At 40.8% G+C, this 22,225-nt stretch carries 22 protein-coding genes; 4 read left to right on the plus strand and 18 right to left on the minus strand.

Annotated elements, in window-relative coordinates; all coding sequences use genetic code 11:
- Positions 1-932 precede the first annotated feature (932 nt).
- The 6 genes from CWC17_RS16260 to argC all read right to left on the minus strand — a co-directional run bounded on the left by CWC17_RS16260 (position 933) and on the right by argC (position 7,255).
- On the minus strand, positions 933-1,133 hold the full coding sequence (locus tag CWC17_RS16260) for a hypothetical protein (RefSeq protein ID WP_138540582.1): 201 nt from the start codon (positions 1,131-1,133) through the stop codon (positions 933-935).
- A 288-nt stretch (positions 1,134-1,421) separates the two neighbouring features.
- Entirely contained in the window at positions 1,422-3,287 is a 1,866-nt protein-coding gene (argH, locus tag CWC17_RS16265; RefSeq protein WP_138540581.1) for an argininosuccinate lyase, read from the minus strand.
- Between the two features lie 51 nt (positions 3,288-3,338).
- Positions 3,339-4,541 (minus strand): argininosuccinate synthase, encoded by a 1,203-nt coding sequence (locus CWC17_RS16270; protein WP_138540580.1) that lies wholly within the window; start codon positions 4,539-4,541, stop codon positions 3,339-3,341.
- A complete protein-coding gene (locus tag CWC17_RS16275; protein WP_055020104.1) occupies positions 4,538-5,470 on the minus strand; it encodes an ornithine carbamoyltransferase in 933 nt (310 codons plus the stop codon). The genes CWC17_RS16270 and CWC17_RS16275 overlap by 4 nt, the downstream gene beginning before the upstream one ends.
- Before the next feature lie 7 nt (positions 5,471-5,477).
- Positions 5,478-6,245 (minus strand): acetylglutamate kinase, encoded by a 768-nt coding sequence (gene argB / locus CWC17_RS16280; protein ID WP_138614046.1) that lies wholly within the window; start codon positions 6,243-6,245, stop codon positions 5,478-5,480.
- Positions 6,245-7,255: an N-acetyl-gamma-glutamyl-phosphate reductase gene (gene argC, locus CWC17_RS16285; protein WP_138614048.1), complete on the minus strand. Its 1,011-nt coding sequence runs from the start codon at positions 7,253-7,255 to the stop codon at positions 6,245-6,247. The genes argB and argC overlap by 1 nt, the downstream gene beginning before the upstream one ends.
- Before the next feature lie 218 nt (positions 7,256-7,473).
- Here argC and argE point away from each other — a divergent pair, with 218 nt between their 5' ends.
- The gene (argE, locus tag CWC17_RS16290; RefSeq protein ID WP_138540579.1) at positions 7,474-8,625 is read left to right on the plus strand and encodes an acetylornithine deacetylase; all 1,152 of its coding nucleotides are present in this window, start codon (positions 7,474-7,476) and stop codon (positions 8,623-8,625) included.
- 78 nt (positions 8,626-8,703) lie between these two features.
- On the opposite strand, the gene panP is transcribed toward argE, so the two are convergent.
- Positions 8,704-10,332 carry a pyridoxal-dependent aspartate 1-decarboxylase PanP gene (panP, locus tag CWC17_RS16295; RefSeq protein ID WP_138540578.1) on the minus strand — a complete coding sequence of 543 codons (1,629 nt, stop codon included), beginning with the start codon at positions 10,330-10,332 and terminating at the stop codon, positions 8,704-8,706.
- Positions 10,333-10,606: 274 nt separating this feature from the next.
- Between panP and CWC17_RS16300 the strand changes: the two genes are divergently transcribed.
- Positions 10,607-12,487 (plus strand): bifunctional diguanylate cyclase/phosphodiesterase, encoded by a 1,881-nt coding sequence (locus CWC17_RS16300; RefSeq protein WP_138614050.1) that lies wholly within the window; start codon positions 10,607-10,609, stop codon positions 12,485-12,487.
- Here CWC17_RS16300 and trmB read toward each other — a convergent pair.
- From trmB to folB, 8 genes are all read right to left on the minus strand, one after another.
- Positions 12,484-13,149 carry a tRNA (guanine(46)-N(7))-methyltransferase TrmB gene (gene trmB, locus CWC17_RS16305; protein WP_138614052.1) on the minus strand — a complete coding sequence of 222 codons (666 nt, stop codon included), beginning with the start codon at positions 13,147-13,149 and terminating at the stop codon, positions 12,484-12,486. The genes CWC17_RS16300 and trmB overlap by 4 nt on opposite strands.
- On the minus strand, positions 13,149-13,916 hold the full coding sequence (locus CWC17_RS16310; protein ID WP_004588540.1) for an ABC transporter permease: 768 nt from the start codon (positions 13,914-13,916) through the stop codon (positions 13,149-13,151). Before CWC17_RS16310 ends, trmB begins: the two co-directional genes overlap by 1 nt.
- On the minus strand, positions 13,917-14,846 hold the full coding sequence (locus CWC17_RS16315; protein ID WP_055014912.1) for an ABC transporter ATP-binding protein: 930 nt from the start codon (positions 14,844-14,846) through the stop codon (positions 13,917-13,919).
- A complete protein-coding gene (locus tag CWC17_RS16320) occupies positions 14,846-15,466 on the minus strand; it encodes a flavin prenyltransferase UbiX (protein ID WP_138540575.1) in 621 nt (206 codons plus the stop codon). The genes CWC17_RS16315 and CWC17_RS16320 overlap by 1 nt, the downstream gene beginning before the upstream one ends.
- A 1-nt stretch (position 15,467) precedes the next feature.
- A complete protein-coding gene (gene mpl / locus CWC17_RS16325; RefSeq protein WP_138614054.1) occupies positions 15,468-16,823 on the minus strand; it encodes a UDP-N-acetylmuramate:L-alanyl-gamma-D-glutamyl-meso-diaminopimelate ligase in 1,356 nt (451 codons plus the stop codon).
- 176 nt (positions 16,824-16,999) lie between these two features.
- Positions 17,000-17,800, minus strand: a complete 801-nt coding sequence (locus CWC17_RS16330) for an undecaprenyl-diphosphate phosphatase (protein ID WP_138540573.1) — start codon at positions 17,798-17,800, stop codon at positions 17,000-17,002.
- On the minus strand, positions 17,797-18,285 hold the full coding sequence (folK, locus tag CWC17_RS16335; protein ID WP_055017606.1) for a 2-amino-4-hydroxy-6-hydroxymethyldihydropteridine diphosphokinase: 489 nt from the start codon (positions 18,283-18,285) through the stop codon (positions 17,797-17,799). Before folK ends, CWC17_RS16330 begins: the two co-directional genes overlap by 4 nt.
- Positions 18,286-18,645: a dihydroneopterin aldolase gene (folB, locus tag CWC17_RS16340; protein WP_055014907.1), complete on the minus strand. Its 360-nt coding sequence runs from the start codon at positions 18,643-18,645 to the stop codon at positions 18,286-18,288.
- Positions 18,646-18,875: 230 nt separating this feature from the next.
- Between folB and plsY the strand changes: the two genes are divergently transcribed.
- A complete protein-coding gene (gene plsY / locus CWC17_RS16345; protein ID WP_055014906.1) occupies positions 18,876-19,487 on the plus strand; it encodes a glycerol-3-phosphate 1-O-acyltransferase PlsY in 612 nt (203 codons plus the stop codon).
- A gap of 2 nt (positions 19,488-19,489) precedes the next feature.
- On the opposite strand, the gene tsaD is transcribed toward plsY, so the two are convergent.
- From tsaD to CWC17_RS16360, 3 genes are read right to left on the minus strand one after another with little or no spacing between them, the layout of a single operon-like run.
- Positions 19,490-20,503: a tRNA (adenosine(37)-N6)-threonylcarbamoyltransferase complex transferase subunit TsaD gene (tsaD, locus tag CWC17_RS16350; RefSeq protein ID WP_054983164.1), complete on the minus strand. Its 1,014-nt coding sequence runs from the start codon at positions 20,501-20,503 to the stop codon at positions 19,490-19,492.
- Between the two features lie 37 nt (positions 20,504-20,540).
- On the minus strand, positions 20,541-21,131 hold the full coding sequence (locus CWC17_RS16355) for a YjaG family protein (protein ID WP_138614056.1): 591 nt from the start codon (positions 21,129-21,131) through the stop codon (positions 20,541-20,543).
- Positions 21,115-21,474 carry a putative signal transducing protein gene (locus CWC17_RS16360; RefSeq protein ID WP_055014903.1) on the minus strand — a complete coding sequence of 120 codons (360 nt, stop codon included), beginning with the start codon at positions 21,472-21,474 and terminating at the stop codon, positions 21,115-21,117. The genes CWC17_RS16355 and CWC17_RS16360 overlap by 17 nt, the downstream gene beginning before the upstream one ends.
- A gap of 83 nt (positions 21,475-21,557) precedes the next feature.
- Between CWC17_RS16360 and CWC17_RS16365 the strand changes: the two genes are divergently transcribed.
- Entirely contained in the window at positions 21,558-21,995 is a 438-nt protein-coding gene (locus CWC17_RS16365; protein ID WP_055014902.1) for a DUF2721 domain-containing protein, read from the plus strand.
- Positions 21,996-22,225: the final 230 nt, after the last annotated feature.

Below are 22,225 nucleotides of genomic sequence, written 5' to 3' on the forward strand. Positions count from 1 at the left end.
AAACACTCCAATACCACCATGCCTCAAAGTTATATTGAACATATAAGTCATAATACAAGAGCAATGTAAGTACGCCATTAGCAGTTAAAGCCAGAACGAGGAACAGGAAAGCTTTGTTACATTTAAAAACATTGAAGTACTGCAAAGAGAGCAACGCTACAATTGTAATAAAATCGTAGAAAGCCCAATTAAGATATAGGTTATCTAACAATCTTATATAGCTGCCAAAAATATATGAGCAGAGCATTAGCGCAGATAGGTAAACTGGTGACTTATTTTCTTTGTTTATACTGGAGACTAGACAGTAGAGGAAGGCCATTAAAAAGCCCCATTGGGAGAAAGCCGCTACATAATCCATTAGGGCTTCGGATAAGTACATTTAAGCTAGATTGTGGGCTGCGGTTTTGAAGATTTAAACAAACCAAATAGCTTATTTTTGAGCTTGTGAAGACCTAAAAAGTCCCTATCTACAATTAAAGAAACAATCATAACGAAATCAATAAAATTAACGGTAAATGTGTATATATCCCAAAAAAGCCAAGGCTCGTAATTCTTTAGAAGATACATATCTAGATGCATAAACACAAAGAAAATTGAATTAATAGTTAACCCAACAATTAGATATAGAAAAGACGGAGTTTTTATCTTTATAAACATGGAACAGAGCCACAACGAAAAAATTGTTGTGAGGTCGTAAAAAGCCCAATCAAGATAAGTTGTGTTGTGTATCGAAAGCCAAGTATAAAAATAGTCAGAAGTGGTGTAAGAAACCATCATAATTAATGAACTGAGCAATAAGGTCGTATTCCTCTTAATGTTTAAGCTAAAAACAAACACATTAAAAAAAAACGCCATTAGAAACCCCCACATAGCAAATGCGGAAAGAGAAAAAAAACCAAAAAACTCAGTAATAAACATTTACAACCTTAAAATCATTTTGGCTTTGGGTGATCTGGGTGAATCACTCCTATGCGCTGAAGCTCCGCTCCGCTTGCCGTCATCGCCTCTTGAGAGAAGCTTACTGTATCAGATTGTAGGGTTTTAGGGCTAGCAATTTGTTCCGCTGCAGGCTGTAATTGTTGTGTTTTATTGTATGCTTGCATTTGTAATTGGCTATTAGCTGAAACTTGCATGTGATTGATCCTTGTAAAAGTTTTAATATTTTTTGGCGCAACTTATAATCACACCATCATGTAGGTAATTGCATTACCTGTTTTAAGCAGTGATAGCTATTTTGCTATCTGACTTATACAAAGCAACCAGTGTGCCAATATTTTTTGACATCTATAAAATATATGCTAGCAACTACTATTTATTAAAACAAAACCTAATATTAACTAGCGCCAAGCTCATCTGACCAGTTTATAATACACATAAAAAAACGTACAGGGGTAACCGTACGTTTTTTATATCCAGGGAATTTAAGCCACGTATTTACACGGGATCTCTGCACGTGTACTTGGCTTTAAAATATATTCCATTGCTACTTCGTCGCAGTTTTCTTTACGAAGGCAAAGCTCGCAATCTTTCATTACTTTTTCTGGTAACGATTCTTTGCTACAAAAAGTAAAACGTTGCTGTTCAAAAAAATCTGGCACGCGGGTTAATACAATCACGCGATTAAGCGCCAATTTTTTGGCTTTTGCTAATAAGTGCTCTACAAGCTGCCTACCCTGCCCCGTTACCGCACTTTGTGGATCTATGCCTAAAGAACGAATTTCAGCAAGCCCCGTGTCGTAAATGTACAGTGATGCACAGCCCGACACTTTGCCGTCTATTTCTGTTACTGCAAATTCGTTAATTGAATGGACCATGTCGCTTTTTGCACGCGGCAAGTTTTCGCCAACGGTTGCCCAGTGCTGTATCAGCCGAGCAATATCTTCAACATCATCTAAATTTGCATCACGAACCGTTATTTGCAGTTTTTTTTTGGCGTCTTTTACCGCTTTAGTCACTTGTTCAATAGAGGTGCCGCCAAGGGCTTGACGCGCTTTAATACAGGCATCTATTTCAAGTACTGGGTAAACGTCATCTTCAAACACGTCATTAACTGATTTGTACTGCTCAAGCGAAAGCTCCTCTAAGGTTTTACCTTCGCTTATAGCAAGCTGCACAAGTACACCCACAATGTGGTGACCTTCCCTAAATGGCACACCTTTAGCTACTAAGTAGTCTGCAAGTTCTGTCGCATTAGCATGGCCACCTTTTGCCGCTGCAAGCGTTTTATCGCCGTTTACTTTTACACCTTTAATACACGCTTGCGCCATGTGAATACAGGCAAGCCATGTTGGCATAGCGTCAAAAAGGCCTTCTTTGTCTTCTTGCATATCTTTATTGTACGCAAGAGGAAGTGCTTTTAAGGTCATCATCATGGCGCTAAATGCGCCAAATACACGGCCAGTTTTACCACGAATAAGCTCTAGTGCATCAGGGTTCTTTTTTTGCGGCATTAATGATGAGCCAGAGGTAACATTATCAGCAAGCTCTATAAATCCGGCTTCACCAGAATTATAAAATATTAAATCTTCAGCCATACGCGATAAGTGAATCATCGAAATAGAGGCACAGCTTAAAAGCTCTACTACAAAATCACGGTCAGATACGCCATCAAGGCTGTTTTTAGTTGCGCCAGTAAAGCCTAGGCCTTGCGCCAACGATTGGCGATCAATTGGGTATGCAGTACCAGCGAGTGCACCACTGCCTAGAGGGCAAAAATTAAAACGCGCTTTGGCATCTTGTAGGCGGCTCTCATCACGCTCCAGCATTTCTACGTAAGCCATACACCAGTGGCTAAATAATACTGGCTGAGCACGTTGTAAATGCGTATAACCTGGCAATATAGTGCCCAGCTCGCGCTCAGCTAACGCCACAAACTCAGCTTTTAGTGCAGCAATAGCACCGAGTAGATGATCGGCAGTATCGCGGCACCATAATCTAAAGTCAGTGGCTACTTGGTCATTACGGCTTCGGCCTGTGTGTAGCTTTTTAGCTAAATCGCCTACTTTTTCAATAAGTGCAGCTTCTACGTGCGAGTGAATGTCTTCTGCACCTGAGGTTGCCACAGCCTGTGGATCTGCTTTTACTTCTTCAAGCAGTTCATTAAGTGCTGCAACTAACTTTGTGTGCTCATCGCTTGTAAGTACATTTACTTGCTCAAGCGCACCTGCCCATGCCACAGAGCCAATAATATCTTGCTCTGCTAACTGATAATCGAACGGAAGTGAGTCGTTAAATTGTTTAAACGCCTCATCTGGACCCGTAGAAAAACGTCCGCCCCATAATGCCATGAAATCTCTCCAAACCCTGTAATGCCCCTTATACAAGGGGCTATAAATAATTTACTTTTTAGCCATTGCTGAAATTCTGCTCGATAGCGAGAATAAACGAATAAAGCCTTCAGCATGTGACTGGTCATATACGTCGTCTTCACCAAATGTAGCAAAGTCTTCGCTGTATAAGCTATTAGGTGATTTTTTCTGAACGGCGGTTACTTGGCCTTTGTAAAGCTTAAGTACAACTTCACCTGTTGCTAGTGTAGAAAGCGCTTCTGCACCGGCTAAAATAGAGTCTTTTAGTGGTGTAAACCAACGACCGTCATAAACTAAATGCGAAAATTCACCGCCCAGTACTTCTTTCCACTTACGGCTTGATTTATCAAGCACTAGCTCGTCAATGGCTTGCAGTGCTGCCATAATCACGGTACCGCCTGGTGTTTCGTAACAGCCGCGCGATTTCATGCCCACTAAACGGTTTTCTACAATATCTACACGGCCAACACCATGTGGCGCAGCAATGTCGTTTAATTTAACTAAACACTCGTAAGGCTTAAGCTCTTCACCATTTACCGCAACCACTTCGCCTTCAACAACTTTTAGAGTTACTAGTTCTGATTTATCGGGTGCTTGCTCTGGTGAGTTAGTCCAAGTCCACACTTGGTCGCTTGGCTCACACCATGGGTCTTCAAGCTCGCCACCTTCGTGCGAAATATGCCACGCGTTAGCATCACGGCTGTAAATTTTTGTTGCAGAAGCAGAACACGGAATATCACGCTCAGCTAAGTAATCTAATAATGATTCTCGGCTTGATAAGTCCCACTCACGCCACGGTGCAATAACTTTTAAATCAGGTGCAAGCGCTGCAAAGCACGACTCAAAACGAACTTGGTCGTTACCCTTACCAGTACAACCATGCGAAAGTGCATCAGCACCTACTTTACGTGCAATTTCAACTTGCGCTTTAGCAATAATAGGACGCGCCATTGACGTACCTAATAAATACGTACCTTCGTAAATAGAACCCGTTTTAAGCGTTGGGTAAATGTAGTCACTTACCATTTCATCTTTTAAGTCAACTACGTAACACTCTGATGCACCTGATGCGATAGCTTTTTCTTCTACGCCTTCAAGCTCTTCAGCGCCTTGGCCTACATCGGCAACAAAGGCAATAACCTCACAACCGTAGTTTTCTTTTAACCATGGCACGATAGCTGAAGTATCAAGACCACCTGAATAGGCTAAAACGACTTTTTTAATTGAACTCATAGGTGTTCCTTAACAAAATTTGGATTTAGTAATGTAACTAGCAGAGCATTTTGCGCATGCATGCGATTTTCTGCTTGTTGAATAATTTTTGATGCTGGGCCATCCATTACCTCAGAGGTAATTTCAAACTCACGGTGTGCCGGTTGGCAATGTAATACCGTAGTCGCACCTGTTTGTTCTAGCAATGCTTGGTTTAACTGATATGGCATGTATTTTTCTTTAACTTGCTCAAGCGGCGTATCATCGCCCATAGACACCCAGGTATCTGCATATACAACGTTTGCGCCTACGGCCGCTTCTACGCGGTCACTTACCATGACTGATGCACCGTTCATTGCCGCTATTTGCTCGGCCTTTTTAAGAATTTGCGAATCAGGTGAGCTACCTTTTGGCGTAACAGCAACAAAATCAGTACCTAGTGTTGCTGCTAATAACATAAGTGAATGAGTAACGTTATTACCTTCACCTAAGTAAGCCACTTTTAGCTCACTCACATCGCCGTGTACTTCTTGTAGCGTTAAAAAATCAGCCAATGCCTGGCACGGGTGATATAAATCACACAAGCTATTAACCACAGGCACAGAAGAGTACTCACCTAGCGTTGTTAATGTGCTGTGCTGATTAACACGCGCTACAATACCATCAGCCCATGTAGAAATATTCAGCGCGAAGTCTTTTACCGATTCACGTGCGCCCATAGCGCCATTTTGCTGGTCTAAATATACAGCGTGACCACCTAAACGATTAATACCAATATCAAACGATAAACGCGTACGTAAGCTTTGCTTTTCAAATAAGGTAACAACTGACTTGCCTGCTAGTACTTGGCTGTATTTCTCTGGATTTGCTTTTAAATCACGCGCAAGCTTTAATAAATTAAGTGCGCCTTGTTGGTCTAATTCTAGACCCGTTAAAAAATTCTCTAACATGGTAACCCTATGGTGTAATCTTTGTTCCGACATGCTCGCCTTGTAGCAAAGCAGTTAAGTTTTCTGGCTTTTGCCAACTGGAAATATACACACCTCGTCGTAAATGTTGGGCAGCGTGTAGGCTGGTCTTCACTTTGACCTCCATCCCGCCCAAAATTACTCCTTCATCAATTAAAGTATCAATGTGTTTTGTGTCAAGTTGATGTAACGGCTGCTTGTTTGCATCAAGTACCGCTTCTACATCGGTCATAAAAATAAGTTCTGCGTTTAAGTTGCTCGCAATCGCTGCCGCAGCTTCATCGGCATTCACGTTGTACCAATTGCCTTGCTCATCAAAGCCGATTGAGCTCACAATAGGTAAGCGACCAAGCTTAAGTAAATCATTCACTATTGAATCATCATTACTTGTGCATTTACCTACTTGACCAAGTGCTTTTAGTTTTTGCGACGCCATCACACCGGCTTCATAAAGGCTTAAACCAACAGGTTTATGCCCTGCATTAATAGCTTGGCTTACCAGCTGCTTATTTGCACTGCCAGCCAACGCCCCCACTATGTAAGGCATTTGCTCACTTGGGCTAATACGTAAGCCTTGGTGTTTTGCACTAGCAAATCCAGCTTGTTGTAGCCAGGTATCAACTAACGAGCCGCCACCATGCACTATTACAAACTGATTATTTTGATCTGTGCTTAATACATCAAACAACGCTTTTGCTGCGTTTTCAGAGTTAAGTACAGCACCACCTAATTTAATTACCCACGTTTTAGTGCTCATTAAAAGGCTCCCTTTAAACCCGTTGTATGATCTAAATTCATAGATAAGTTAATGCACTGCAATGCTTGGCCTGCAGCGCCTTTTAATAAATTATCTATGGCTGCCATAACAATTAACTGCGAGCCTTGTTGCTGCCAACCAATATCAACGTACGGCTGTTTAGCTACACCTTTAATAGAGGGTATTTTATCGCCTAGCAAACGAATCAATGGCTCGTTTTCAAGTACTTTATAAGCATCAGAAACGTTTTCCTTGGTAACGTTTGGCTTAAGCTGTAAATAGATAGTTTCTAAAATCCCACGCGGAAAATTACCTAAGTGCGGTGTAAATAACACCTTGTGTCCCAGGTGCTGTTCGATTTCTGGTCCATGGCGATGGTTAAATAAACCATACGGGGCAAGCGATACTTCGCAAAAGTGAGTACCTACGCTGGCTTTGCGCCCAGCACCAGTTACACCAGAAACCGCATTAATAATTACTTTTTCATCACTTAACAATCCAGCCTGCTGCAGTGGTTTTAACGCATTAAGTGCGGCTGTAGGATAACAACCTGCCACAGCAACAAGTTGTGCGCTTGCTATGGCATCACTATTCCACTCAGCTAACCCGTAAGCCGCTTCACTTAATAGCTCAGGGTGTTGATGCTCAAAGCCATAGTAAGTGACGTAGTCGTCATTACTAGCAAGGCGGTAGCCGCCAGATAAATCAAATACTTTTTTACCCATGGCTAAAAATTGCGGGGCTAAATCAACACTTACTTTATGATCAGTACATAAACAGATGAAATCAGCGCTTGCGTTAATAACATCAAACGCAGAGTCACTTAGAGGTAATAATGGCAAGTCCAGTAATCCGTTATGCTCTGGGTATAAATCACTTAATAACTTATGTTTATCTAAACTTCCCTCAGACACATAACAACCTGATAAAGTTAAATTAGGGTGCTTAGCAACTAAACTTGCTAATTCTGCGCCGCTGTAACCGCTTGCGCCAATAATCACTACATTCATTTGTTACTCGATTATAAATTTACTACTAAATAGGGGTGGTGTTCGCTTACACTAGCTTAGATGCTAGCTAATACTTTTCTTAATGAATTGTTGATTATCGTCGCATTATCTTCATGGCTATACTTAATATATTTATGCTTAAAAAGTGAATTGATATTCATCATAAATACTTTTATATTGTTATGCAATTAAATTGAATAATTATTTTGGATTTTTTTATGTCTTTGCCGTCATTTATCTCAATGTACCAACAACTCATTGCTGCCCCCTCTATTAGTGCAATAGAGGATGATCTTTGTATGAGTAATAAAGGGGTAATAGAGTTACTTGCACAGTGGTGTGAAAGCCTTGGTTTTACTTGCGAAATTATAGAATTAGAAGGCGGTAAAGGCCGATACAATTTATTAGCTAAGCGTGGCCAAGGTGATGGCGGTTTAATGCTTGCAGGGCACACCGATACTGTACCGTTTGATGATAGCCGCTGGAACCACAACCCGTTTAAACTAACAGAGCAGAATAATAAGTTGTATGGATTAGGCAGCATTGATATGAAGGGCTTTTTTGCTTTTGTGCTGCAAGCAATTAGTGAACTTGATGAAAAGCAACAATCTCAGCCTATTTTAATACTTGCCACTGCCGATGAAGAAACTACCATGGCGGGTGCACAGCAAATTTGTAAGCACCCTAATTTAAAACCTGCTCGCTGTATAATTGGCGAACCTACTGATATGACTCCTGTATTTACCCACAAGGGGCATATGAGTACCGCTATAAGAGTGGTTGGTCGTTCAGGTCATAGCTCCGATCCCGAACGTGGACTTAACGCCATCGAAGTCATGCATAAAGTGATTACAAAATTGCTGCTCTTAAAAGAGCAGTTAAAGAATAAATATTCAGTTGAACATTTTGAAATACCTTACCCTACTTTAAACTTAGGCAATATTCATGGTGGTGATAATGCAAACCGCATTTGTGGGTGCTGCGAAATGCACATAGATATGCGCCCACTTCCGGGGTTAAGCATTAAAGACCTACAAGCTTTGCTTATTGATGCCACCAGCGATATAAACGCACAATACCCAAACGCAGTGAGCGTGATTGATTTACACGACCCCATTCCTGCTTTTAGCGGTAGCACCGACAGCGCACTCGTTAAAATGGCAGAAAAAATTGCAGGAGAGAAAGCTGTTGCCGTTAACTATTGCACAGAGGCGCCGTTTATCCAGCAACTTGGCTGTGAAACAATAGTCATGGGGCCTGGCTCTATTAATCAAGCCCACCAACCCGATGAGTTTTTAGCAATGGAGAAAATAAACCCATCGCAAAAAATTATAACTGACATTATTAAAGCAAACTGCTTTAACGCATAAAAAAAGACTGTATTAAAAACCAACATCATAAATAGCAAAGGCGCCCAATGGCGCCTTTGCTTTAGTAATACCTATGCGTTACTGCATATACTTACTTAAGTACTTTTTAAATACAGGGTCTGTTTTTGCAAGCTCTTTTTGCTCAGCTAAAATCTCTTTTAATATAACCCCCGATGTTAGCGGGTTAGCCAATACAACTCTAAATACCACTGTCGGTTGATTGTCATACTTTGAAGGTGTTAAACGAGTCCGCGATACAAACGAGCGCCCTGATTCACGTTGGCGTTTTTGCATACTGGCAGTAAAGCGGTTAAGCGAGGCGAAAATTTCTAATCGTGTTGCGGCATCCGCTTGGGCTATAGCCTGCTTAATTTGTTTAGGCACATAACGGTATGTAAGTAAACACAACTCAGGCTCAGAAATCAGCTCAAAGTCTTCATCGGCTTTAATTAAATCTGCAAAGTAATGTGCTTTTTTGATACTACGATCAATCAGCATTTCGTACCCTTTACGACCAATTACACGTAAGCAAGCATGTACTAACATAGCCATACCAGGGCGGCTGCCTTCGAGTGTATGGCTTCCCAAATCTTTTGAGCCTTTACGTAATATGTACTCGGCATGGTGCTCTATTGCATCCGTAGCGGTTGGGTCTTTAAATAACACCAAGCCTGCGCCCATTGGCACATACATTTGTTTGTGCGCATCAATGGTGATTGAATCTGCGCGCTCAATTCCTTTTAGTAAAGGGCGATGCGTTTGCGATAAAAGCGTTGCCCCTCCCCACGCCGCATCTACATGAAAGTGGCAATTTATTTGCTGCGCTAAGTCGGCCATATCATCAAGAGGGTCGATATTGCCGGTTTCGGTAGTCCCTGCAACCCCAACAATGGCCATAACTTTTATGCCTTGCGATTCAAGCTCTAAGGCTTTTTCGCGCATGGCATTCACATCAACCTTGTTATTTTCGCAGGTTTTAATACCAATTAGGTTTTCGCGCCCTATGCCCAGTAAATCAATTGATTTACCTAACGAGTAATGCCCACGCTCAGAGACCAATATAGCCAAACCTTTATAGCCATAATGCAACATGCCAGCAATTAAGCCCTGTGCGCCTATACCCTTAAAGTTTCCATCAGGCTTTAATAGGCGGTTACGCGCTATCCACAATGCAGTAATGTTTGCCACTGTACCACCGGAACAAAATGCACCGAGTGATGTTTTAGCGCTGTGCATCCACTTTGAATAGAACGACTCATCTTGCGAGTAAGCTAAATGGTGCATCATGCCTAGTACTTGGCGCTCTAAAGGGGTAAATGCTTTAGAAGTTTCAATTTTTACTAGGTTTTGATTAAGCCCCACCATTAACTTTGACAGCGGCAGTAAAAAATGCGGAAGCGCCGATGTCATATGCCCAATAAAGCTAGGCGCAGCCGTGTGTACCGAATGGGCAACTAGCTGCTCCATAATATCTTGGGCGTAAGCAGATACAAACGTTGGGTTTTCTGGGATCACCGCAGCCTGAAAATCTTTTTCAATTTCGTGTAATGGTTTTTCAATTGCCGCTATATTTTCGTTTAAAAACCCTGCTAAATTACTCGAAATTTCAAGCTCAATTTTACTTAAAGTTGAGTCTGGCGCTTCAGGTACAGTAAATATACGCTTAAGGCTTTCTTTAGAGGCGACGGCACAACGCTTTTGATCCATCTTTATACCTAGTGTGTGTAGCTAAAACACGCGTTTAACAGTTAAAAATGCCAAACTATGGCGCTATTATAAGCAGCGTGCTTCTTTTAAAAATTGCGCTAACTTTACTGCAATATAAGTAAAATGTCTCCCTTTAAGCCATAAAAGCGGCAAAACGGATGACAAATATTGTAAAAAAATTTCAATAATAGGATTTTATTAAAAAGTCACATTTTAGTTTTGGGCAAATTACATTTATGCGTATACTTAACATGTGTAACAATAAGGGACAAGTATGCTCACAGGGAAATTGAAAGGGAAGTGGTTTATAGCTGGCTTTACATTGTTTTTGGTCAGTTTATTAGTCTATGTTTATTACACCTATAGCTCTGCACGTAGTGAAATAATGCGCGCAGTAGATGAGCGTCTTCTAAATGCAGCCACTAGCGTAAAACATATTTTAGGGCAAAGTTACCACGATAGAATTAGCCAAGGCTACGATATTGGTTTTTCGGTTTACCAAACTAAAAGCAAACAACTCTCAGAGCTTGCACAAGCGCTTGATATAGCTTATGTGTATTCGATGGTTATGCGCGATAGCAAAGTTTATTTTACCTCATCCAGTTACACCAAAGACGATCAAGAAAACGCTCGTGTTACGCAATTTCTTGATTTATACCCAGAGGCCACCGACATCAACAAGGGCGCGTTTTATTCTACCGAGCCTGTTTTTGAGCAATCTAGCGACCAATGGGGTGATTTTAAAACTGTTTTTATTCCCTTCGTAGATAAATATGGTACTACCTACATTACAGGTGCCGACATAACCTTAGATGATTTAAATAAAAAGCTTCAATACAGCATCACTAAAGCCATAATAACGGCGTGCTTTTTCTTTTTTATTGCGGTACTGGTTGCGGCCATTTATATATATTTGTTAAAGCGTACCCTAGCAACCGATGCCAGTACTGGCTTTGCCAATCACATTGCGCTTGAGTACTTTATTAAAAAGAGCCATTCACACCACATGCAACTTGCCATTATTTGGGTGAACGAAATTGAAGATATTAATAGCTTTTATGGCACTCAAATTGGCGACAACGTAATGAAAAGCTTGCTCAGTCATTATCAAAGTCGCAGTCCACAAAACTGTAAAGTGTACCGGCTTGCCACCAATAAAATTGCAATTCTTGCACCTAAAAACTTCAAAAATAGCGAACTGAACGATTTAGTCGAATCGTATAACGCGAATAGCCCTGTATTAACAAATCCGTTTATTTATATAACTTACTGTGCTGGTATTGCCAGCGGTAATAAATCGTTATTGATTGAAAATGCACATATTGCAACACTTCAGGCTAAGCATGGCCGTGGTAAGATTATTAGCTACTCAAAAGTAATGAGTGATGTGAAAAATCAGTATCAGTATAATGTAAGCCTTGCTAAAGAAGTGCAAGAAGCATTTGATAACAACCGCATAGTGCCTTATTTTCAAGCTATGTTTAACACCACCAATAATGAAATAGTCCATTACCAATGTTTGGCCAGAATGGTAACTAAAAGTGGTGAAATTTTAAAACCCGACTCATTTTTAAACGTAGTGAGCCGCTCAAGAATGGGTGGACTATTAACCCGCACGCTATTTAGCCAATGTATAGAACGGTTTAGAAAAACAGATATACGCTGGTGCTTAAATATAAGTGACAAGGATATACTCGATCCAAGTTTGAGTGAATACATTTCCAATGAGCTTAAACGTTACCCTCACCCAGAAAACATAACGCTTGGCCTTTTTGAGTCACACGCTATTACTCACTTTTTAGAGGTTAAAACGTTTATTTCTATGGTAAAAACTAAAGGGGTAAATGTCATTATTACTGGTTTTGGCAGCGGTTATTCAAATATTTCGAATGTGCTAAAGCTTGAAGTAAACGGTATAAAACTCGACGGCGCATTAGTAAAACAGGCCGTAAGCGATGAAAATATAGCATTATTTATTGAGCATACAGTTAATGCTGCAAAGCAACTTGGTTTAACGCTCATGGCAGAGTCGGTAGAAAATATAAGTATTGAAAATGCACTTAAAAATGTCGATGTGGCGCTAATGCAAGGTAATTATTTTGCTTACCCAACGCCACATGTTAACTCCCCTAGCCAAGAGGAAGTAGTCGTTTAAAGGTCAATCACTAAACGATGGCTTTGTTGGCCGCTGGCCCAGTATTTACGCTCAAACGGAGTAATCGCTTCGTTTGACTCATACTGGGTTACCTCACAAGGCTTACCCGCAAGCTCAAGCGCTCTGGCAAATTCTTTTACATAAATATCCCAGTTACTTCGCACCTCTAAGCGACCACCTAGCTTAACAATAAACGGAAAAATAGCCGCACCATGCCACCTACGCTGAATATGCTTAGACTTAGGCCAAGGGTTAGGATAAAGCAAATAATGATGAGTAGGCTGCCAATTAGCAGCCACAGCTAAACGCCAAAAGTCGTTTAAGTCAGCTTGTACTAAAATATACTGACCGCTGTCTGTTTGTTTATACTCAACATCGTGTTTATCTAAGCGGTGTGACGATTTATCTATACCAATAATTAACGCATCTGGGTGGCGCTTAGCTAAATTGGCGCTACTTTCTCCTACCCCACAGCAGGAGTCTAAAATAAGCGGGCCATTAAACGCTTTCACTTGCTCATTTACTTCATCAAACGCTTTTTGAGTATGCTCAGCAATAGGCTTTTTAAACTCTGCGTTTAAATGCTTGTTAACAATTTCATCAAGCTTTTCGTGTATACCCGCCTGATTAGATACAATACTGCGTGAATTTGCATCGCTCATTAATGTCTAAGCCCCACACCTTTTTTAATTAACGTTAGCGCTAAAGTAAATAACACCGTAATAAATACTAATATAACGCCAAGCGCGACGCTTAAATCAACATCCGACACACCTAAAAAGCCATAACGAAACGCATTAACCATATAAATAATTGGGTTTATTTGCGATACATTTTGCCAAAATTCAGGTAATAGCGTAATTGAATAAAATACGCCACCTAAGTAGGTTAATGGCGTTAAAATAAAGGTTGGGATAATACTGATATCATCAAAACTATTGGCGTAAATAGCGTTAATTAAACCACCTAATGCAAATACCGCCGACGTTAAAATAACCGTTGCCATAATTACAAAAATGTTATGGATTTGAATATCAACAAACAATAGCGATACACAGGTAACAATAAAGCCCACCATCATGCCGCGAGTCATACCACCGCCCATATAGCCCAATACAATAATGTAATTAGGCACAGGCGCAACTAGTAACTCTTCAATACTTTTTTGAAACTTGGTTGAATAAAAACTAGAAGCAACATTAGAATATGAGTTGGTAATAACCGACATCATTATTAGCCCCGGAACAATAAATTCCATGTAGCTAAAGCCGCCCATTTCACCGATGCGCGAACCTATTAAATTACCAAAAATAACAAAGTACAAACTCATCGTAATCGCCGGCGGTACTAAGGTTTGCACCCAAATACGTAAAAAACGAATACACTCTTTAATCCATAAACTCTTTAAGGCTACGCCATATTTAAACATTTATTCGCCCCGCCCTTGCTCTAGTAGTCCTACAAATAACTCTTCTAATCTGTTTGCTTTATTACGCATACTCAAAACGGTGTTACCTTGCTCGGTTAGCGCGCTAAAAACTGCGTTTAACCCTTGAGATTTAGCCACTTCAACTTCTATGGTGTGCTCGTCAGGCATGCTAAACGAGTACCCTTCAAGGGTGACTGGCTGCGCTGGCTGTTTTAAATCAAGTACAAAGGTTTCTTTATCAAGCTTTGCAAGTAATGCTTTTATTGTGGTGTTTTCTACAATGCGACCAGTATCAATAATGGCAATATTTTTACACAGTAGTTCGGCTTCTTCGAGGTAATGCGTGGTTAAAATAATCGTTACGCCTTGTTCATTTATTTGGCGTAAAAAGTCCCACATTGAACGGCGCAGCTCTATATCAACCCCTGCAGTGGGTTCATCAAGTATTAGTAGCTTAGGTTCATGCATTAATGCGCGGGCAATCATTAAACGACGTTTCATGCCCCCTGAAAGTGTGCGTGCTTGCTTGTCTTTTTTCTCAAGTAAACCAAGTTGAGCTAAGTACTTATCGGCACGCTTATGCGCTTCACTGCGCGTAACGCCATAGTAGCCAGCTTGGTTTACTAGTATTTGGCCAAGCGTTTCAAACTGACTAAAATTAAACTCTTGTGGTACAAGTCCTAAATGCGCTTTAGCAGCTTCAAGGTCGGTATCGATGTTGTGACCAAACACCTCCACCTTTCCTTGAGTTTTATTGACTAGTGAAGAAATAACACCAATAGTGGTCGACTTACCTGCGCCATTTGGGCCAAGCAAGGCAAAAAAGTCGCCTTCAAAAACTTGTAAATCAACCCCTTTTACGGCCTCTACGCCATTATTATAAACCTTGGTTAGGCCTTCTATATTTAAAGCAACATTTTGCTTATCCATTATTTACCCTCACCATAACCCCAACGTTTAGTTAGGTTATGTTCAATGTTTAAATGATCTAAAATTCGCGCCACCATAAAATCAACTAAGTCTTGAATGCTCTGTGGCTGGTGATAAAAGCCAGGTGCTGCTGGCATAATAGTGACCCCTAAACGCGCAAGCTTTAACATATTTTCAAGATGAATTTCGCTAAACGGGGTTTCACGTGGTACTAAAATTAGTTGGCCTCGCTCTTTAATAACCACATCAGCTGCACGCTCGAGTAGGTTATCAGACGCCCCTAGTGCAATAGCTGATACAGAGCCCGCACTACATGGGCATACCACCATTTTTTTAGGGGCTGCAGAGCCTGAAGCAACGGGGCTAAACCAATTATCTTTACCAAATACTTTTAACTGCTCTGGCTTGGCATTAAATAAAGCGCTTAACTGCTCGGTTGCTTTATCTTCATTAGCTGAGAGTTTAATGTTTGACTCAGTATCGAGCACCACGCGCGCAGCACTTGATATAAGTACATACACTTGAAATTGCTGCGCGAGTAATACTTCAAGCAACCTTAAACCGTAAGGCGCGCCTGAAGCACCACTAAACGCCAGTGTAATTTTATCTTTAAACTGCACATTATTCTCCGCTGTATTTTTTAGCTAAACCATCAACTAAGTGTTGATGTAAGCCATTAAAACCGCCATTGCTCATAATTAATATGTGCTGATTTGGCATGATATTTTCAAGCACAGTGTCAATAATCATTTGCGTACTATTAAAACACTGCATACCGGCATTATCGGCTTGCGCTTTAAGAGACCAATTTAGATTATCGGGCTCAAATAACAGCACGTCATCGGCATCCCTTAACGAAGCAAGTAGCGTATGTTGGTGCACGCCCATCTTCATGGTGTTTGAGCGAGGCTCTAAAATAGCAATAATTTTTTCATCACCCACTTTTGCACGTAACCCCGCAAGGGTGGTTTTTATTGCTGTTGGGTGGTGTGCAAAATCGTCGTACACTTTAATGTTATTTATGTCAGCTTTAAGCTCCATACGCCGTTTAGGGCTAATAAACTCTTCAAGCGCTGCAATGCTATGATCTACGGCTATACCAACATGGCGCGCTGCCGCAATAGCCATAATGGCATTTTTAACATTATGCTCGCCTATTGCCTGCCAATTAACTGTGCCTTGAGGTTCATTGTTTAAAAGCACATTAAATTGGCTACCATCAGCGCTTAATAAGTCATAATGCCAATCACCATTTAGGGTTTCGGTTTCGCTCCAGAGCCCTTGCTTAATAACATCATTAAGCGCTAAATCGTCTTTAGGCCAAATCACTTTGCCACTGTGAGGTAATGTACGCATTAAGTGATGAAATTGTTTTTTTATTGCGTTTAAATCTTCAAAAATATCGGCGTGATCAAACTCAAGGTTATTTAAAATGAGCGTTCGTGGTAGGTAATGTACAAATTTACTGCGCTTATCAAAAAACGCGGTATCGTATTCATCCGCTTCTATTACAAAAAAGGGCGTTTCACCCAATTTAGCTGACACACCAAAGTTTTGTACTATGCCACCAATTAAAAACCCTGGTTTTAAGCCTGCATACTCTAATATCCACGCCAGCATACTTGCGGTAGTGGTTTTACCATGCGTGCCAGCCACCGCAAGCACCCAGGCATTTTGTAATAGGTTATGTTTAAGCCACTCTGGCCCTGATGTATACGGTAAGCCCTTATCTAACACATACTCTACACAGGGGTTACCTCGGCTCATGGCATTACCAATAACAACTATATCAGGCGCAGGCTCTAACTGTGCAACATCGTAACCTTGGGTTAGCTCTATACCTAACTGCTCAAGTTGAGTGCTCATCGGCGGGTAAACATTTTGATCAGAGCCAGTCACTTTATGGCCAAGTGATTTAGCAATCGCCGCAATACCGCCCATAAAGGTGCCGCAAATGCCTAATATATGAATATGCATAACTTTTTTAAATCCTTTGGTACTTCGCACGTCTGTGAAGTTTAATGGTGCTATAATGCCAAATTTTAGGCTTAATGACTACGCGCGTCTCGTCAATTCATTGATGCTAAATCTGCGTTAACAAAATAAAAAAGCCCTCTAACCTAAGCAAGAGGGCTTGTTCGTATTAATTTAAATTACAGCGTTAAAAATACAATTAAACCAACACCCAGTAACAATCTATAAATTACAAACGGCAGCATACCCATTCGTTCTATCACTTTTAAAAACATGAAAATACAGGCGTACGCCGATAAAAACGAAAGGACTACACCTAAAATTAATGTACTCCAATCAACCACATGATCGCCCAAAGCCAGCTCTATTGTGTAATAAAGGCCCATCATAGAAATAATAGGTATAGCAAGTAAAAACGAAAAACGGGCTGCGCTTTGTTTGTTCATGCCCAGCAATAAACCCGCTGTCATGGTAATGCCTGAGCGAGAAGTTCCTGGGATCATCGCCACCGCTTGAGCAAAGCCAATAAGCAGCGCTGTTTTCCAGTTAAGCTGGTAAATTGTTTTCATTTGCTTACCTTTGGCATCGGCGTACCAAAGTAATAAACCAAAAATAATAGTCGTGGCAGCTATAACCCAAGCACTGCGCAGGTACAGCTCAACAATGTCTTTTAGCAATAAGCCTAGTATCGCAGCAGGTACAGTCCCCAGTATAATCCACCAGCCAAGTTTACTGTCATCGGTGGTACCTTGAGTACCAAACGATTTAAACCAGGCGCTAAGAATATCAGCCACTTCTTTACGAAAATAAATAACAACCGCTATCAACGTACCAACATGTACAGCTACATCAAAAGCAAGGCCTTGGTCTTCCCACCCCAAAATTTGCGAAGGTAAAATTAAGTGAGCGGAGCTCGAAATAGGTAAAAATTCAGTAAATCCTTGTATCAGGGCTAAAATAATTATTTCTAAAATACTCATGGGTTAGAAAACTCCACCTTCCATAGTTTTTGTTGAGGGTTATTATACTCACTCCATAGCGCAGCAATGGTTTGCTTTGCAACGGGGTGATAAAAATTGGGGGCTACTTCACAAAGAGGCTGAAGCACAAAAGCGTTTTTGGTAATTTCATCGCGAGGTAATTGTGCTGGCGAGTCGCAAATAACGTCATCGTAAAAAAGTAGATCTAAATCGAGCGTACGGGGACTAAATTTTTTATCGTCAGCTTTACGCCCGTTATCACGCTCAATTTGTTTTAATAATTTACATACACGTTCAAGTGGCATTGATGTGGTAGCAGCCACCACCGAGTTATAAAAGTTATTACCTTTAAACCCTACCGCTTCGCTTTCAAACACAGATGAGTGCACAATATCTGTGAAGTGTTGCTTGAGCGCATCAAGCGCACAACGAATATAATGCGCTTTGTTTATATTTGAGCCTAGGCTGATATAAATTTGCGCCATTTAGCTCATTGCCTTAGTGCGTGTTATTTCTACACCTACCGTGTTTGCTTGCGCCACAGCGGCCGGTTTGCTCACTCTAATTGTTACTTGGGGTGTATTAAATTCGGTTAATATAATAGTCGCTAATTGCTCTACCAAGGTTTCAAGTAGCTCAACCGGCTTAGCCGTAGCGTGCTCAATCACCCGTTCACTTACTTTTGCGTAATCCAGTGCTAAATTTATGTCATCATTTGCTGCTGCAGGCTTTATATCGCTGAGCATTTCAATATCAAAATAAAGGCTTTGTTTACTTTCTTTTTCAAAGTCGTATACGCCAATAATGGTGTCGACGTGTAGTTGAGATATAAAAACCTTATCCATTGATACTCCAAATAACTATAAACACCCTCAAAACATACAATGCATTGATTAAATTAATACTGTATATGCTTTAAGCAGTGTTTAAATATGTAAAAATTACTTCTACAATAGCCATATAGCTAGATTAACTGCAAAATACAGCAGTTAATAATTTTCACGATAAATTGTGCCGCCAATAATAGCGTAAAAGTGCTATCGATGGGTATAGCAATTAAAAAATAAGGGACTTTGTGTTAGCCATTTTACTGTTTGTTTTAGCCTACTTGTTAGGGTCGATTTCATCGGCCATATTAGTGTCTCGGCTATTCAAACTGCCAGACCCTCGCAACAGCGGCTCAAATAACCCTGGCGCCACTAATGTGTACCGTTTAGGTGGGCCTTTTCCTGCGTGCTTAGTATTAATATTTGATATTTTAAAAGGCACCATCCCCGTATGGGGCGCTTATTTTTTAGATTTAACCCCCTTATCACTTGGTTTGGTCGCCGTCGCCGCATGTTTAGGGCATATGTACCCACTATTTTTTAGTTTTAAAGGCGGTAAAGCGGTAGCCACTGCATTTGGCTCATTATTGCCGATTGGTTTATCGCTGGCGGGGCTATTAATAAGTACCTGGATTATTGTAGTTGCTGTGACCCGCTTTTCTTCATTAGGCGCCTTGGTCACGGTGTCGCTTGCACCACTGTATACGTGGTTGATTAAACCGCTTTACACTCTACCGGTAACCTTTATTACCGTGCTAATTATATTTCGTCATCGCACTAATATTATTCGCCTTTTTAAAGGGGAAGAACCAAAAGTGGGCGCTAAAAAAGCGCCCACTGATAAAAAAAATAATAATTAATGCTAAATCGCTTCTAAGCTGTCTATTGGCCAACGCGGTTTGGTTTTCATGTCGAGGGTGGCAAATTGCCCAGCTTTTAAGCGCTGCATACCGGCGTAGGCAATCATTGCGCCATTATCTGTACAAAACTCAGTACGCGGGTAGTAAACTTGTCCTTTCATGCCCTGCATAACACGCTCAAGCTGTAAACGCAGCTGTGTATTAGCACTCACACCACCAGCAATCACTAAACGTTTTATCCCAGTTTGTTTAAGGGCACGCTTACATTTAATAACTAATGTATCAATCACTGCGGTTTGAAACGCATGGGCGATATCTGCTTTGGTTTGTGCATCATCATCATTTTCGCGAATCGCGATAGAAGCCGCAGTTTTTAGACCACTAAAGCTAAAATCAAGACCAGGCTTATCGGTCATCGGGCGTGGAAAAACAAACCGTTTTGCAACACCTTGCTCAGCCATTTTAGCTAATCGAGGGCCGCCAGGGTAATCAAGCCCTAACAGCTTAGCTGTTTTATCAAATGCTTCACCAGCAGCATCGTCAACAGACTCACCTAATACTTCGTACTGACCTATACCGGCGACTTTTACCATCATGGTATGACCGCCCGATACGAGCAACGCAATAAAGGGAAATTCTGGCACATTTTCTTCAAGCATAGGCGCAAGTAAATGCCCTTCCATGTGATGTACGGCTACAGCTGGAATATCCCAGCCATAGGCTAAAGAGCGGCCAATAGAGGTGCCTACCAATAACGCCCCTACTAAACCAGGGCCTGCAGTGTATGCAATGCCATCTAAATCTTCAGGGCCGCACCCCGCTTGAGCAAACGCAGCATCAATAAGTGGCAGTGTTTTACGAACGTGATCGCGCGATGCAAGCTCAGGCACGACACCACCATAATCTGCATGTACTTTTACTTGACTGTATAACTGGTGAGCCAATAAGCCTTTTTCATCATCGTAAATTGCAATACCGGTTTCATCACACGATGACTCAATGCCTAAAATTCGCACTGTACTTCTCCTGCCTTTTTAAACTTTACTTAATGTATTATAACGTCAAGCCAATATTGGTTTGCCCATCTGCAATAGCTTGTTTTTTTAGTGCCTTCACGTTTTCAGAAGTTACGCGGCCCATATTTTCTACAAAGTCGATTAGCTCACTCAATACTTCAATTTCATATTGCATTAATGGGTGTTCTCGTACGGCTTTATTATCGGCTACTTCACCTTCAACTGTCATTTGGTATTCAATAAAACGCGCCACTGTAGCTTGGGATATTTTACTAACGCTAATAAATTCTTGCTCGTCTTGCCCCATCAAACCATGCATTAGGCTTAAAAGCGAGGTAGCAGCATCTATTGCGGGGTAAGTGCCAAACATATCAAAGTCGGCAAGCTCGGGGACATTTGGCTCAATTTTTTCTACTTGTTTTTCGAGATCTATTTTACTTTTGGGTAGTAATATTTTTTCCCAGCAAACATTTAACGCACTGCGTAATAAGGCTTCATCACCAAAACCGGTGGCTTCACTAAATAAACCATAATTAGGTAACATACGCTCAATTAAAGCACTTGCTAACACCGCTTTTTGTAAGTAGTTTAGCTCTCTAATACGTTGAAAGTTATTCGCTTTTGTCATTTCTTAACGTCTCACATGACCAACAAAAATCAAATGTTGATCCATTATGCTCATTACAGTTAGGGCATACCCAATCTGGAGCGGATTGTTTTACTTGTTGGTAGTTTACCAATATTTCGCGCGCGTGGCGCTCTTTTATCGAATAAACCTGCACACTAACTTGGGTTTGTTCAAAGGGAATTTCGCCCAAGGCGCCTTGAAGCATTTCACCTTGAATTTGGCACTCAATTCCCGCGCTTAATAACAGCCCTTTGATTATATTTGCCTCTAATGTGTTATCTGCTTTGTAGATCGTTACCCACTGAAAGGCTTGGTGCGTATTATGAGTATTAATATTTTGCAATTATCACCTCAATTATTTTGTGTTTACAATATCCTACGATACTCTACTAAAGTGTATAGCAAGTAACTTTTTAGGACATAACAATGACACTTACTACCCCAGGTTTACTTTTCCCAGCAATCTCACTGCTGCTTCTTGCATACACAAACCGCTTTTTAGTATTAGCGCAATTAATCCGAGAACTAAATTCAAGAGAAGGCGAGTCTATTCGCCCCGTAGTCGTAGCGCAAATAACGAACTTAAGAAAACGCATCAAGCTAATACGCACCATGCAAGTATATGGTGTAGCCTCTTTTTTATTATGTACGCTATCGATGTTTGCCTTATTTATTGAATTTAATACCACGGGCATTATTTTATTTGGAGTAAGCTTAGCGTGCTTAAGCCTGTCGTTATTAACGTCGTTATTTGAAATTCATATTTCGTGCGACGCGATAGAAATAGAGCTGCAAAGTATTGAAGACAAGCCCCTCAGTAGCCGCATAACTAAAAACTTTACGAATAAAAATAATAAGTCTTAGCGGTTTATTTTTCTAAAACCATAAACAATAAAAAAGTATTGGCAAACTTAGGGTCTGTTATTCTTTACGGATTAAAATTTGTTCAAACTAGGGACTATTTAATCGCGGCGCGAGGTTTGTAACCTAGTGGGCTAAGTAAAAGCCGAGCAACAAAGAGTAAATAGCCCCTAGGAAGAACCCTTTGGGCAGCGCCTGTTTGGCATTAATGCTAAGTTTTCTCACAATGATGG

The sequence above is a fragment of the Pseudoalteromonas sp. S3785 genome (genome assembly GCF_005887365.1).
Classification (GTDB): Bacteria; Pseudomonadota; Gammaproteobacteria; order Enterobacterales; family Alteromonadaceae; genus Pseudoalteromonas.